Below are 14,804 nucleotides of genomic sequence, written 5' to 3'. Positions count from 1 at the left end.
AATTATAAATTCTGATCAATTCTAAATTCTTAATTCTAAATTCTTCATTCTACATTCTTAATTCTTCTTATCCAAAAATTGCAGAGGATAGGAAAACGACTCCTACTGAACAGATACCAAAGCCTAAAATTCGCATCAGTGGGAAGGGTTGATCTTTCCATTGTTTGATCAACCTCTTACTCAGCCCTAGGGCTAGGATGGCAATACCATACTGAATCACACTGAAGCCAATCAGGTAAGCCAATAGTGGACTCATTTCAGCACCTACAATTGCTTCACCATAGGCATAGCCATGAAAAATACCAGCTAAGCTCGCTAACCCTAGCACTACGGATATCTTGGGAATTTTGGCACTCAACAGTAGCCCGCCAAAGAGCACCACTGACGTTGCGATCGCAATCTCTGGTATTGGTAAGTCCATTCCCAGCAAGTGAATACCTGTTCCGAGTAGGGTGGTGAGGACAAAAGCACCAGGAATCAGGAAACCACTGGTAAATCCGGCTGCAATTAAGCCAACAGCAATGACAAAGGCAAGATGATCGAAACCAATCACGGGATGACCTAATCCAGACAAAAATCCTGTGATGAAATTATCGGGTGTCTCGCCACCAAAGGGATGGTGAGCCATGGCTTGTTGTGCTGTACTTAAAATCCCCATCCATACCAACAAAGCTATAGCATTAAAGCCAAGTTTATGGTTTTGATAACGGGAGATATAAGACCGATTGCTGGCGTAAAATTTGTTCTTAGACATCGGGTAAATGCTGGTCAATAACTGATAAAAATACTTGCAACAGTTTAGTGCTAACGACCTTGACAGAATAGGCTTTCTAAGACTATCTTGAAAAAGTCTAAAGTAGTCTCGTAGCACATTTAAACTGAGCTGTTCGCGTAGCGTGCGCGTAGCGCATAAGCACATCAATTAGCGTGCGCCTAGGGCGTGTCTTCTTGCCTCGGAGATCCCCCTAAATCCCCCTTAAAAAAGGGGGACTTTGAGTATTGCTCCCCCCTTAAAAAAGGGGGACTTTGAGTATTGCTCCCCCCTTAAAAAAGGGGGACTTTGAGTATTGCTCCCCCCTTAAAAAAGGGGGACTTTGAGTATTGCTCCCCCCTTAAAAAAGGGGGACTTTGAGTATTGCTCCCCCCTTAAAAAAGGGGGGCTGGGGGGGATCATAATCTTGCAGAAAACTTTGAAAACATGCCCTAGCCCATAAGCTGATCGCTTACGACAAAACTTACAGATCAAACCTGTTAAATACTTTCTAGTCAACCACTCGTTTTCAAAAAGAGCATCACAAACGTTATTGGGAAATGTGGTTGGCTACTAACTAATTTTGGAAATGCTACATCAGACATCATCCGTACCTCGCAGATAGATTTAACAACAACTGACACCATTGGCGGGCATTCTGACTTAGAGGTCACAGACCTCATCACAGCTGCGGGACAGCGCCGGACTTGCACCGGACTTTCCCCGTTACCTCTGGTGAGTGCTCTTCACCAGAACCGATGGAACTTCAGGTACTTTAGCACAATTTGACCTAAATTATTCGTTAATTATTAATTAAGATCTTAATTACGATTAATTAAGATTAATTAAGTAGTTGCACACAATTAACATTGATTGATTTCGTCTAGGCTAAGACTGATCCTGTGATGTTGGGTTATCCCTTTTCTGAACACTAGGGAGCTGGCCTATTGCCGGGAGAGGGGTAGCATGGTCATCGGGAACGATTTTTGAACCAAATCTTTTAGCGTAAACTTGGGTAAATTCAGCTCCTAAAAAGATAATTTGACAGGAATAGTATACCCAAGCCAATAAAACCACCAGAGAACCAGCAGCACCGTAACTTGAGGAAAAACTGCTTCTGCCGAGATACCCTGACAATAGCGATTTACCCAAGTTAAACAGTAAGGTAGTGATAATCGCTCCCACCCAGACATCCTTCCAGGCAATTTTGACATCTGGCAAGTACTTGTAAACCAGAGCAAACATCAAGCTAACGATACCAAAGGACACCAGCAAGTCGAGAATTGTCCAGACAAATTCAAGTTGGTAGAGCCAGAGTAAACCCAGATCCTTGAGAAATTCGCTCTCATAAGACCTCAAAGCTGATAAGACAGTACTGAGCACAGCGGACAATAGCAGAAAAAGTCCTACACCCAGCACGGTCAGAAAGGAAAGAATCCGTTTTTTCAAAATCCCCCAGATGCCCCGTCCTGGTTTCAGCTTCACATCCCAAATCGTATTCAAGGCATCTTGGAGTTCGCCAAATACCCCAGATGCACCGAACAACAGCACCACAATACTAATCAAGGAAGCCAACCCCCCACTAGCATCGGGCCGATTGGCATTAGTAATCGCTGTCTGAATAAACTGTGCTCCCTGTTCGCCAACCAATCCTTGGATTTGCCCTACAATCTCGCCTTTAGCCGCCTCTTCCCCAAAAATAGACCCCACAATTGCGATCGCAATTATGAGCACTGGCGCTAGGGAAAAAATCATGTAATAGGATAATGCTGCTGCTAGTCGAGATGCGTTATCCTCCTGCCATTCTTTAAATGTTTCCTTAAGCAGTCCTAAAATAGCCTTGGGATTCATCACCATCACTCCTGGACGCGGGTTAATCGGCATGCTTCCAGTTGGAAATGCCGGACAATGTCTGAGAATATTCTAAATTGACAATTGATCGTAGTTAAGCATGATAGCTGACAGGTAGTGGGGTAAGCTAATTCCATAAAAACCAATAAAATCTTAAGTTACCCATGATTGGAAACCAATTTGTAACCAACTTCGTCTCCTCCTTATCCAAACGTGGCAAACTACCAATTAGCTTTGTACTTCATTTGGAAGATGGGTCACTCACCACTATTGGAGAAGAGAAACCGATCTTGGATATATACATCAAAAATCCAGCTGGTCGAAAAGCTCTCATGTCTTTAGACGAATTACTGATAGTGGAAGCTTACATCAAGGGTGATATTGATCTCGAAGGGAACTTAATCAACGCCATGTCGTTCCAGGAGCTGTTATCCGATCAGCATATTTTGCTAAAGATAGGTCGGCGACTCAAGCCCATCTTACTTGGGCGGGAAAAATGCAATCCAGATTGGATCTCGAAGCATTATGACTCCAATAATATCCAATTGTTCGCCATGGATACCGATTACAATACTTATACTCCTGGGATATATGAGAAAGATGAGGATAGCCTAGAGGTTGGAGCTGAACGCAAGTTGGACTTTGCCTTTCAATCCTTAAATCTCAAACCGAATGATTCAGTACTGGATATTGGCTCTGGCTGGGGCGGTTTCCTGCGTTTTGCCGCACGCCGAAATATCCGTGTGACTGGAATTACCTTATCTAAGCACCAAAAACAGTATGTAGAAGATTTAATTGAAAAAAACAACTTTGAGGCAGAGGTCAAGTATCAAGACTTTTTCTCTTTCCAACCTAGCCAGAAATATGATGGCATAGTCATGATGGGGGTAATCGAAGATTTGTCAGATTATCCTCGCGTGATGGAGCGTCTCTTGAACTATCTTAAACCTGGCGGACGAGTATATCTCGACTTTGCCTCAGACAAAGAGTCATTTGTCACGCACAGTTTTATTACCAAGTATATCTGGCCGGGAACCTTTCGGATGGTTTATATGCCGGAATTTATCGATGCTGTTAGACAATCACTATTTCAGATCCAAGCCATCTATAACGACCGTCGCAACTATTATCTTTGGGCTAAGGGGATGTATGAGCGCTGGATGGAAAAAAAAGCAGATATTATCGACAAGTCAAATGAACAAATCTGGCGCACGTTCCGGATACTTTTTGCGGCGACAGCGGGTACCATGATCCAATCATCATACTATGCGACGGCCTATCGGGTGGTTTTAGAATTACCCGAGGATCACCAGTCCATAGAATAATTGTGGTCAGACCTAGATTCCTAGATTAATTTTGAATTGATGGGTCAGCATTCAGCCGTCAGCTAATGGGCTAAGCGCATATGCTTACAACAGGCAGGTAACCATTTGAATAATGCTGAGTTACGTCTGCATGATAGCTGATAGCTGACCGCTGACCGCTGATAGCTAAATGCTTACGAAAATGCTGTTTTAGCTGAGGATGACGAGAGGATCTAGTAGACTTTGTTTGAGATATGTTAGTCTTGTGCAGAGCAGAGTTTAGATCTAGGTAGCGAAACGGTGATTGGCGGAAGATCAGAATTTTTTTCAAATTCTGATCTTCCGCCAACCGAGAGTCTATGAGATCAGATGGCGTCCAATTTTGTAAAGAGAGAAACCTAGCGTGCTGTCTATTGACTTTAATCCTATTAATTTTTTAGGGGTGGTGGTTGTTGCTCATCTCTGTAATTTATTTGTAGCGTGGTTTATTCACTTTTTGTTCCATCAAAACGTTTTAGGCATCCCTTTATATAAAATTCATCTCAATTCCCATCATCGTATAGAATATAATGTGTATTCAAAATCAGATTACTATTGGGCGATTAGTGAACATGTTACATCGGGATTGTTTTTCATAAGCTCCTTGATCGGATATCAATTACTATTCAGTAGTTGGGTAGCATGGACTTTTTGTATTGATGCCATAGTTTACATGCTAACCGTATATTATCTTCATGCTGAGTATGGCAATAAAGATTCTTGGTTAACTCGATACTATTGGTTTAAGAAAGACAGACTATTACATAAAATTCATCATAGTTATGATAAGAAAAGATTCATGAATAGCAAGAATTATGCTTTCGGTGGACCAATGGCAGGTCATCTTATGGATCGTTTATTTGGGACTTATCAAGCCATAAAAAACTTAAAAAGCATAACCTAAAAATAAACCCAACAACAATTAGTGGCTAATGAACAGGATGGAAGATAACCATGATCAATTTATTTAATTTCTTTGAAAGCCGATTTCCGGCAATCAAAAAAATAATCTGGAAAGCCATATATAATTTCTTGGCTTGGCGATTCCCCACTAGCGAATGGTTCTTTATGAACTATGGCTATGATAATCCAGAAGACGAGCTTAACCTTTTACCAGAAGATGAAAAAAACCGTTACTTTATTCATCTTTATGCCCATACATTAAGTCAGGTAGAACTTAGCGGTAGGGATATCCTAGAAATTGGATCTGGCAGAGGAGGAGGTAGCGAGTGGATCGCACGCACTCAGAATGTCAGCTCAATGACTGGTCTTGATTTATCCGATAGTGCAGTCAATCTCTGTAACAAAAATCATAAAGTTCCCAATTTAGCCTTTAAGCAGGGAGATGCTGAACAATTGCCTTTCCCCGACAAATCCTTTGATATCGTATTAAATGTTGAGTCTTGCCATCACTATCCTAACCTTGGGACTTTTCTACAGGAAGTTAAAAGGGTGCTCAGACCTGGTGGCTATCTCTGTTTAGCCGACTATCGAGAGCGAACGGAGCTTGACGAATTCAAGGAACAGCTTTCAGAGTGTGATTTAGAGTTAATACGTTCGACTAATATTACAGGCAACGTCGTCAATGCTCTTAATTTAACTGACCACCTGAAGCTTAGTATTATGCAACGCTATGTTCCTTGGTTTCTACTGGATATGGTAAAAACCTTTGCGAGTGTAAAAGGCACAGAATTATACAACCGATTCGTTGACGGACGAGTAGTATATATCAGTGCAATGTTGCAAAAAAACCCAGCTACTTAGCTTTAGCTCAACTGTAAGCTATCAGCTATAGGAAAGGGAGCAGGTAGCAGGGAGTAGGGAGTAGGAAACAACAATTATCACAATTCCTATACGGATACCTAGATAGGGCGGATAGTGTTTTGAAAAACTCGCCCTCAAGAATTTCCCATCGGGCTAAATAAACCATAGGGAGTCGTAAAAGAGTACTATTAGACTACTATGATTTGATTCAGGGAAGTTTGACAATAGTTGCTCTATGCCCGCACTGACCACAAAACCGGCCAACCCTAGCTTTCCCCTCACCGCCGTGGTGGGTCAAGAAGCCATTAAACTCGCCCTCCTCCTCGCTGCTATTGACCCTGGATTAGGAGGCGTTGCGATCGCAGGACGCCGTGGCACAGCTAAATCAGTGATGGCACGGGCAATCCACACCTTGCTCCCCCCAATTGAAGTGGTTAAGGGTTCCTTGAGTAACTGTACTCCAGAGGAAGCATTACAGGAACAGTTACAGGAACAGTTACAGGAACAGTTACAGGTTGACGGTTCTCCAGATACCGAAATCATCCCAGCTCCATTCATCCAAATTCCTCTAGGAGTGACCGAAGACCGACTCCTGGGTTCAGTGGATGTGGAACAATCTGTCAAACAAGGGGAACCTGTCTTTCAACCAGGATTACTTGCCCAAGCTCATCGGGGTGTGTTGTATGTAGATGACATTAACCTGCTTGATGACCAAATTGCTAACCAGCTACTGAGTGTTTTAACGGAAGGACGCAACCTAATTGAGCGAGAGGGCATTAGTTTCCAACATCCCTGCAAACCAATTTTAATTGCTACCTACAATCCCGACGAGGGACCATTGCGGGAACATTTATTGGACAGAATTGCCATTACCCTCTCTGCTGATGGTGTTTTGGCATTAGAGCAACGGGTGGAGGCAGTAGAACAAGCGATCGCATACGCTAACTCTCCCCAGCACTTTCTGGAGGAATACCAGGAGGATCTCGATACCCTCAAGACGGATATTATTCTAGCCCGAGAGTGGCTCAAGGATGTTGAGATTACCCATGACCAAATTACCTATCTCGTTAATGAAGCCATCCGAGGTGGTGTCCAAGGTCATCGCGCAGAACTGTTTGCGGTTCGAGTTGCTAAAGCTGCAGCAGCCTTAGATGGTCGTCAGACAGTTAATTCCGAGGATTTGCGTCGGGCCGTGGAATTGGTAATTGTCCCCCGTGCGACTATGGTAGAAACACCACCAGAAGAAGCTCCACCACCTCCTCCCCCACCCCCACAAGATCAATCTCAAGAAGAGCAAGACCAAGAGGAAGACAAGGAGGACGACAATGACTCAGAGGAGCAAGAACAGGAAGCTCCGAATATCCCGGAAGAGTTTCTCTTTGACCCAGAAGGGGTGATCCTTGACCCTAGTGTGCTCTACTTTGCCCAGATGGCACAACGGCAAGGTAAGTCCGGAAACCGTAGCATTATCTTTTCAGAAGACCGGGGTCGGTATGTGAAACCGATACTACCGAAAGGGAAAGTAAGGCGGATTGCTGTAGATGCCACCCTCAGAGCTGCTGCCCCCTATCAAAAAGCTCGTAGGCAACGTCATCCTAACCGTCGGGTTATTATCGAACAGGGGGATTTACGCTCCAAGCGCTTAGCCCGAAAAGCTGGCTCCTTGGTAGTTTTTGTAGTAGATGCGTCAGGGTCTATGGCTCTAAACCGGATGCAATCTGCAAAAGGAGCAGTGATGCAGCTTCTGACGGAAGCTTATGAAAACCGTGACCAAGTCTCCCTGATTCCCTTCCGGGGAGAACAAGCCGATGTGCTGTTACCCCCTACCCGTTCCATTGCTTTAGCAAAGCGGCGTTTGGAGCGATTACCTTGTGGTGGCGGTTCCCCTTTAGCTCATGGATTGACTCAGGCGGTGCATGTGGGCATGAATGCTCAATTGTCTGGGGATATTGGTCAAGTGGTAATTGTGGCAATTACTGATGGTCGGGGCAATATTCCCTTAGCTCGTTCCTTGGGAGAAACTCTACCGGAAGGGGAAAAGCCAGATATTAAAGGGGAATTGTTGGAAATTGCCGCTCGCATTCGAGCTAATGGGGTTCAATTATTAGTAATTGATACCGAGAGTAAGTTTGTTTCTACTGGTTTTGCCAAGGAATTGGCCAAACAAGCCGGTGGCAAGTACTATCATTTACCGAAAGCTACTGATAAAGCGATCGCAGCTATGACTAAGAATGCGATCGGCCAAAGATAGAAGTATCTTTTTAAGGCAATCTCCGGCAGTTCCCGGCAGTCTCTGTTAGTATATATAAAGAATCGCACCAACTCAGACTATGAGGTATGTCCCACCCAGGAAAGCCCGCGAAATCCTCGGAGTATCTGAACGAACACTCAGGTACTGGGAGCAGGAGGGCAAAATCAAAACCATTAGAACCCCAAGTAACCAGCGACGTTATGATGTCGATTCAGTGCTTGGAGAAGTCAAGAACAAACCAACAATTATTTACGCTAGAGTCTCTACCAGAAGACAAAAAGAAGACCTCGAAAGGCAAGCGGCGTTCCTTCAAGGGAAGTTCCCGAACGCGGAAGTCATCAAAGATATCGGATCAGGACTCAACTACCGCAGAAAAGGTCTTAAAGCCTTATTGGGACGAGTTTTGTCAAGAGACGTCAGCGAAATTGTGGTCGCTCACAAAGACCGGATGGCAAGATTTGGATTCGAGCTTATCGAATGGATTTGTGAACAGAACGGTTGCAGAATCGTGGTTCTCGACCAGTCAAATCTATCTCCAGAACGAGAGATGGTGGAAGACATCCTTGCCATCGTCCATGTCTTCAGTTGTAGACTCTATGGACTCAGGAAATACAAGTCAGTTATCAAAGAAGATCCGAGTCTACCCGGAAACTGAATTAAAGCTAAAATGGAGAACTTGGATTAATGCCGCGAGATGGTGTTACAATCAGGCTATCGCAACTCTGAAAACCACAAAAATAGGGAAATACGACCTTAGAAAGAAAATAATGTCAGAGGTCCCTGAATGGGTTAGTAAAACACCTTACAGCCCCAGGGAATCGGCAATATTTCAAGCATTTGAAGCTCATAAAGCAGCCAAGAAGGTAGACGGAGAAGCTAAGTTTAGGAAGTTTTCAGATCCAGTTCAATCGATCAGGTTCAATAAGGTTAACTTCAGGAAAGGGACTTTTTACCCAAAAGAGACGAAAGGTAGGGTTTTTCATAGTAGCGAATCAATGCCAGAAAAGATCCTTCATGACCCTACTCTGGTTATTGATCGAGGACGTTGGTTTATTACTTTTGCCATAGACGAAAAACCTGCTAAACCTTCTCTGCCAGATAGAAGTATTGCTTTAGATCCTGGAGTAAGGACATTTTTGACTGGATTTGACGGCCAGAGGTTTTTAGATATAGGTTCAGGAGACATTGGACGAGTTTACCGCCTTTGTTGCCACTTAGATAATCTAATATCTCGCGCCTCTCTAGCTAAGGGATCTAAAAATAAAAGAAAAAGATTCAAGATCAGGAAGGCCGCTCAGCGAATGAGAGTAAAAATTCGCAATCTTATAGACGAAGCTCACAAAAAGGTTGCCTGTTTCCTCACTTCTGAGTATCAAGTTATTTACCTTCCCAAATTTGAGACATCTCAAATGGTGAGTAAAACCAAGAGGAAAATAAGAAGCAAGACCGTTAGAAAAATGATGTCTTGGGCACATTATCGATTCAAGATGACATTGAAGCATCAGGCAGCCAAAAGAGGCTGTTTTGTAGTAGACGTCACTGAAGAATACACATCCAAGACTTGTACTAAATGTGGCCACATTCACAGCAAGTTAGGCAGTTCTAAACGATTTAAATGCCCAAATTGTGGCCACACCATTGACCGTGATCATAATGGCGCTTTTGGGATTTACCTAAAAGCTTTGAGGGATACCTCCTCGTCGATAACCGACGTGCTGTACACGGCTTCCGGGTTTTGCCGGGAATTGCCTGGTTAAATGTATCCGCTGATATGACATCTCGCTAAATAGCAAAGGGAACAGCGGATCTGGGAATAGGGAACAGGGAATAGGGAACAGGGAACAAAATTATCACAATTGATTCCATTCATTAGCTGTCGGCTGACGGCTGACGGCTGACGGCTGATAGCTGTTGGCGTAGCCTGCGCGTAGCGCATATGTTTACCTGCGATATTCCTTTGGCGAAGGGGTTTCTAGTTACTAAACTTGATAAAATTTGTGCAAAAGATGACCAACTCTTGAATCAACAACCATGAAACGCCGAAAATTTTTTAGTAACGCTGCGATTGGTGCAGCCAGTACAGCTGCCTTAGCGGCCTGTAATCAAACTAGTACAGGACCAGTTGCTCAATCCGGCAGTCAGCCTATGGTTCGATGGAAAATGGTCACGAGCTGGCCAAAATCCCTTGATACTATCTATGGGGGAGCTGATACTGTCTGTAAGCGGGTCAGTGCAATGACCAATGGGCGTTTCCAGATTACCCCCTTTGCTGCTGGTGAAATTGTACCAGGATTAGAGGTTCTCGATGCCGTCCAACAGGGAACCGTTGAGTGTGGTCATACCGCTAGTTACTACTACGTTGGCAAAAATCCTGCCCTAGCATTCGGCACTAGTGTACCCTTTGGTCTAACTGCTCCACAACAAAATGCTTGGTTGTACCACGGTGGTGGCTTGGAATTGATGCAGGAACTCTATGCTGACTTTGGCGTGATTAATTTTCCAGCGGGTAACACCAGTGCTCAGATGGGAGGTTGGTTCAAGAAACAAATTAATTCTGTAGGTGACCTGAAGGGATTAAAAATGCGTATCCCTGGATTGGGAGGTAAAGTGATGGAGCGCTTGGGGGTGAATGTCCAAGTATTACCTGGGGGTGAAATTTTCCTTGCCCTAGACCGGGGAACCATTGATGCTGCTGAATGGGTTGGTCCCTATGATGATGAGAAGCTGGGCTTGTACAAAGCAGCTAAGTTCTATTATTATCCAGGCTGGTGGGAACCCGGACCAACCCTAGAGGTACAGGTTAATAAAAAAGCTTGGGATAAGTTGCCCAAGGAGTATCAGGAAATTTTTAAAGATGCCGCCAGGTACGCCAATATAAATATGGCGGCTCAGTATGATGCTTTGAATGGAGGGGCATTGGAACGCTTGATTAAAGCAGGTACTAAGCTGACTCCTTACTCTCAAGACATTTTGCAGGCGGCTGAGAAAGCATCATTCGAGTTATTTGAGGAAGATGCTAGCAAAGATGCCAAGTTTAAGAAAGTTTATGAACAGTGGAAAGGGTTTCGCAACCAAGTTTACAAGTGGAATGGCACAAATGAATTGAATTTTGCTAATTTCGCCTTTTCTCGGAACTAGAGCACTATCGCCATCTTAAATTACCATATTTTTTCACTGAGGGGTGTCACCCATCATTTTATGCTATATTGGGATCAGTAGATAGATGCACCCTGATGATTCAGAGAGTCTTTTTGACGGCTCTCTTATTTTTTTGCAAAAATTGATACGTGAACATATAGCACTACGCATTTAGATTAGGACATTCCTAAATTCCAAAACTTAGTCATAGCTTACTTTTGACTTCTGACTTCTAACTTCTGACTTCTAACTTCTGACTTCCGCGTAGCGCTATACCTAGGGTCAGCTGCTTGGAAAATTTTTAACTGAGGGGTGACACCCCTCGCTCAATCTGTTATATTGAGATCAGTAGATAGATGCACCCTGATGACCTAGAGAGTCTTTTTGACGGCTCTCTTATTTTTTTTTGGAAAAGCGATTGGTGCTTTGCCACCAAATAAAAAAGCGCTCCCTTTTTGGAGAGCGCTGTTAGGGGGTACCTTTGTACTCCCCTAGGGGTGATCGGATTACGATCTTATTAGCCGTTGATCGCTGGAGCAGTCAAAGCTACAGGAGTAGCTTCAGCAGCTGCTAGGTCTAGAGGGAAGTTGTGAGCGTTACGCTCGTGCATTACCTCGAAACCTAGGTTGGCACGGTTTAGTACGTCAGCCCAGGTGTTGATCACGTGACCTTGTGAGTCGATGATGCTCTGGTTGAAGTTGAAACCGTTGAGGTTAAATGCCATGGTGCTGATGCCCAGTGCAGTAAACCAGATGCCGATTACAGGCCATGCACCTAAGAAGAAGTGCAAGGAACGGCTGTTGTTGAAGGAAGCGTATTGGAAGATTAAACGACCGAAGTAGCCGTGAGCTGCCACGATGTTGTAAGTTTCTTCCTCTTGACCGAACTTATAACCATAGTTCTGTGACTCGGTTTCGGTGGTCTCACGCACTAAGGAGGAGGTCACCAAAGAACCGTGCATTGCAGAGAACAAGGAACCACCGAATACACCGGCTACACCTAGCATGTGGAACGGGTGCATTAGGATGTTGTGCTCAGCTTGGAACACGAACATGAAGTTGAAGGTTCCGCTGATACCTAGAGGCATACCATCGGAGAAAGAACCTTGTCCGATTGGGTAGATCAGGAACACGGCGCTAGCAGCTGCAACCGGTGCGCTGTAAGCGACGCAGATCCAAGGACGCATACCTAAGCGGTAGCTCAGTTCCCACTCACGACCCATGTAGGCAAATACACCAATCAGGAAGTGGAACACTACCAACTGGTAAGGACCACCGTTGTAGAGCCACTCATCTAATGAAGCAGCTTCCCAGATTGGGTAGAAGTGTAAGCCAATGGCGTTAGAAGAAGGAACAACAGCACCAGAGATGATGTTGTTTCCGTACATCAGAGAACCAGCAACGGGCTCGCGGATACCATCGATGTCCACAGGAGGAGCAGCGATGAATGCAATGATGAAGCAGGTGGTAGCAGCTAGCAGGGTTGGGATCATTAATACACCAAACCAACCTACATAGAGGCGGTTGTTGGTAGAGGTGACCCAATTGCAGAACTGAGACCACACAGAGGTGTTGCTCTGCTGTAATACAGTAGTCATGTTCTTATGATTGCGGGTATGTATATGAACTTTTCGAGGTTCGTCCGGCTTGTGTGCGCCTTCATATATTTATATTAAGCAATATAGTTATTTTTGTAAAGGGTTTTGCGAGTAATTACCCCTCAGGTTATTAAATAATGTAAATAAGTAAAACTTATATTAGCTAATTATTGACAAAATAAGAAAAATATGGTAAAAGCAAACAAAAATAGGCAAAAAAAAATAGCGATCGCATTTGATCTGGTAGCGATCGCTACTAGGACTTACTCCTTAACCCTCTCCCTAGGGTTACACTAACGGATTACCACTATACCGATAGGGTTTTATCGGATTTATCCGATTAATGATCAAACCACCCGATTATTTTGAATACACTGGGAATACCACTCAAAACTAGCTTTAGGAATACGCTGTTGGGTTGGGTAATCAATATAAGTAATCCCAAAGCGCCGATCATATCCCCAATACCACTCAAAGTTATCGATCATACTCCAGAGGAAATAACCATTAAGAGGATAACCTTCACTAACAGCGCGATGGGCTGCTTTGAGGTACTCTCGGAGGTACATAATCCTGTCCGTATCAATCACCTCACCCCTACCATTCAATTCATCCTGTGCCGCACAGCCATTCTCAGTGATAAACATCGGCAAATCTGAACGCCCCAGGGTTTCACTGACGTGACGAATGCCCCAATAAAGGGAATCTGGTAGGATATTCAGCCAAGGCAGATTCATGCGAGGGTAGCCTTTGGGCATACCAAGGAACTCGTACCCCTGTGGATTGTCAGCAGCCCGGACATAGGTACCAGTGTAAATATTAAGACAAATCCTATCGAGAGGCTGATGAATGATTTGTAGGTCACATGGTCCGATGTCTGGGGCATTGTCTCCTAACACCTCAAGTAATTCAGGACTATAAGCACCAGTCAGAGCAGGGATAATGATACCGCCATTTTGCCCACATAAAGGGAATGCCTTTTTTGCTGCTGCCACATGGATGGGTGACTCATTGATTGGCACCGTGACGGACAAGTTATCCACTAAGGCTATAGAACAGGGAACCCGGGAAGCACTACGGATGGCTTGACAGCCCAAACCATGAGCTAAAAGGGCATGATGGGAGGTTTGCCATACCTGTTTGATGGATGTAACACGCCTACCCGGAGCATGGATCGGGTCGTGCTCAAACCCATAGCCTAAGTGAGTAAAACACATGATCTCATTAATGGTCATCCAATTAGTAATGCGATCGCCTAATTGAGTGACCACAGCAGTAACATAATCCGCAAAGTCAAAGGCCATCTGGCGAGAAAGCCAAGACTTGTATTTGTCTTCTAAGGCTTGGGGAGAGTCCCAATGAAATAGAGTGGCATGGGGAGTAATGCCGTGATCTAACAAGCAATCCACCAAACGCTTATAGAAATCAACCCCTTCCTGATTGACTTTGCCACGCCCGTCAGGAATAATCCGAGGCCAAGCAATGCTAAAGCGATAATCCTTGATCCCTAGTTTTACCATCAGCTCTATATCTTGTTCGTAGCGATGGTAGTGGTCACAAGCAACCGTACCGGTATCACCGTTAAGTACTTTTCCAGGGATACGACTGAAGGTATCCCACACACTAGGTTTGCGTCCTCCTTCACTGGCTGCTCCTTCAATCTGATAGGCAGCCGTGGCTACTCCCCATAAGAATTTCTCTGGGAATTGGTAACTGATGCGATCGCCGTTAGTCATTAGTGCTTTGTTATTAAGATAGGGAGTTACGTACTAGATCATCCCACCTACTTTAGTGGTGGGACGAGTTAACCTATCCGCAATCAACGAAGAATCTTAACAGGAATGATAACTTTTGATCCACAGCTTCTCAGGAATTGGGTAGGGTCTTTTAGGGTTGCAACTCCCCTGCCACTGAGCCGAAATCACTGATATATCAAGGCAGGGACCTTGAGGCCGATCAATTTAACCGAGCACCGGTAGCCCAAAAGAGAAGCCACCAACAACCCGGCTTTATGATCCAGATTCACAGACCTTTACCAAGATTTTTAATGAAAATTTAAGATTTTTGACATTTTCGGTTATCGACAGGGATTTCGCCTAAGGTAGAAAG

Annotated in this window: 12 protein-coding genes and 1 riboswitch; of the genes, 7 read left to right on the top strand and 5 right to left on the bottom strand. The window is 44.3% G+C overall.

Translation table 11 applies throughout. The features are described 5' to 3' along the window. Nucleotides 1-67: 67 nt before the first annotated feature. Nucleotides 68-754, bottom strand: a complete 687-nt coding sequence (locus tag BJP37_RS25145) for a HupE/UreJ family protein (RefSeq protein WP_198954174.1) — start codon at nucleotides 752-754, stop codon at nucleotides 68-70. Between the two features lie 628 nt (nucleotides 755-1,382). Next, a riboswitch (cobalamin riboswitch) is annotated at nucleotides 1,383-1,526 on the bottom strand. Between the two features lie 113 nt (nucleotides 1,527-1,639). Next, the gene (locus BJP37_RS25140; protein WP_081431325.1) at nucleotides 1,640-2,602 is read right to left on the bottom strand and encodes a YihY/virulence factor BrkB family protein; all 963 of its coding nucleotides are present in this window, start codon (nucleotides 2,600-2,602) and stop codon (nucleotides 1,640-1,642) included. A 164-nt stretch (nucleotides 2,603-2,766) separates the two neighbouring features. Between BJP37_RS25140 and BJP37_RS25135 the strand changes: the two genes are divergently transcribed. The 6 genes from BJP37_RS25135 to BJP37_RS25110 all read left to right on the top strand — a co-directional run bounded on the left by BJP37_RS25135 (nucleotide 2,767) and on the right by BJP37_RS25110 (nucleotide 9,717). Beyond that, entirely contained in the window at nucleotides 2,767-3,927 is a 1,161-nt protein-coding gene (locus BJP37_RS25135) for an SAM-dependent methyltransferase (RefSeq protein ID WP_075902901.1), read from the top strand. 382 nt (nucleotides 3,928-4,309) lie between these two features. Beyond that, a complete protein-coding gene (locus tag BJP37_RS25130; RefSeq protein ID WP_075902899.1) occupies nucleotides 4,310-4,849 on the top strand; it encodes a sterol desaturase family protein in 540 nt (179 codons plus the stop codon). 50 nt (nucleotides 4,850-4,899) lie between these two features. Next, on the top strand, nucleotides 4,900-5,709 hold the full coding sequence (locus BJP37_RS25125; protein WP_075902897.1) for a class I SAM-dependent methyltransferase: 810 nt from the start codon (nucleotides 4,900-4,902) through the stop codon (nucleotides 5,707-5,709). Between the two features lie 235 nt (nucleotides 5,710-5,944). After that, nucleotides 5,945-7,960 carry a magnesium chelatase ATPase subunit D gene (gene bchD, locus BJP37_RS25120; RefSeq protein WP_075902895.1) on the top strand — a complete coding sequence of 672 codons (2,016 nt, stop codon included), beginning with the start codon at nucleotides 5,945-5,947 and terminating at the stop codon, nucleotides 7,958-7,960. A 79-nt stretch (nucleotides 7,961-8,039) separates the two neighbouring features. Next, on the top strand, nucleotides 8,040-8,615 hold the full coding sequence (locus BJP37_RS25115) for an IS607 family transposase (protein WP_075902893.1): 576 nt from the start codon (nucleotides 8,040-8,042) through the stop codon (nucleotides 8,613-8,615). Next, nucleotides 8,536-9,717 (top strand): RNA-guided endonuclease InsQ/TnpB family protein, encoded by a 1,182-nt coding sequence (locus BJP37_RS25110; RefSeq protein ID WP_075902891.1) that lies wholly within the window; start codon nucleotides 8,536-8,538, stop codon nucleotides 9,715-9,717. The genes BJP37_RS25115 and BJP37_RS25110 overlap by 80 nt, the downstream gene beginning before the upstream one ends. Here BJP37_RS25110 and BJP37_RS37355 read toward each other — a convergent pair. Beyond that, the gene (locus BJP37_RS37355) at nucleotides 9,714-9,896 is read right to left on the bottom strand and encodes a hypothetical protein (protein ID WP_143727781.1); all 183 of its coding nucleotides are present in this window, start codon (nucleotides 9,894-9,896) and stop codon (nucleotides 9,714-9,716) included. The two genes, BJP37_RS25110 and BJP37_RS37355, sit on opposite strands and share 4 nt — an antisense overlap. Nucleotides 9,897-9,991: 95 nt before the next feature. On the opposite strand from BJP37_RS37355, the gene BJP37_RS25105 reads away from it, so the two are divergent. Continuing rightward, nucleotides 9,992-11,098 (top strand): TRAP transporter substrate-binding protein, encoded by a 1,107-nt coding sequence (locus BJP37_RS25105; RefSeq protein ID WP_075902889.1) that lies wholly within the window; start codon nucleotides 9,992-9,994, stop codon nucleotides 11,096-11,098. 517 nt (nucleotides 11,099-11,615) lie between these two features. Here BJP37_RS25105 and psbA read toward each other — a convergent pair. Beyond that, entirely contained in the window at nucleotides 11,616-12,695 is a 1,080-nt protein-coding gene (gene psbA / locus BJP37_RS25100) for a photosystem II q(b) protein (RefSeq protein ID WP_070393396.1), read from the bottom strand. Nucleotides 12,696-13,042: 347 nt separating this feature from the next. Beyond that, nucleotides 13,043-14,431 (bottom strand): GH1 family beta-glucosidase, encoded by a 1,389-nt coding sequence (locus BJP37_RS25095; RefSeq protein ID WP_075902887.1) that lies wholly within the window; start codon nucleotides 14,429-14,431, stop codon nucleotides 13,043-13,045. Between the last annotated feature and the right edge of the window lie 373 nt (nucleotides 14,432-14,804).

Origin of the sequence: Moorena bouillonii PNG (assembly GCF_001942495.1) — a bacterium.
In the GTDB taxonomy this organism is placed as follows: domain Bacteria; phylum Cyanobacteriota; class Cyanobacteriia; order Cyanobacteriales; family Coleofasciculaceae; genus Moorena; species Moorena bouillonii.
This window is presented reverse-complemented; position numbering and strand designations above follow the sequence as displayed.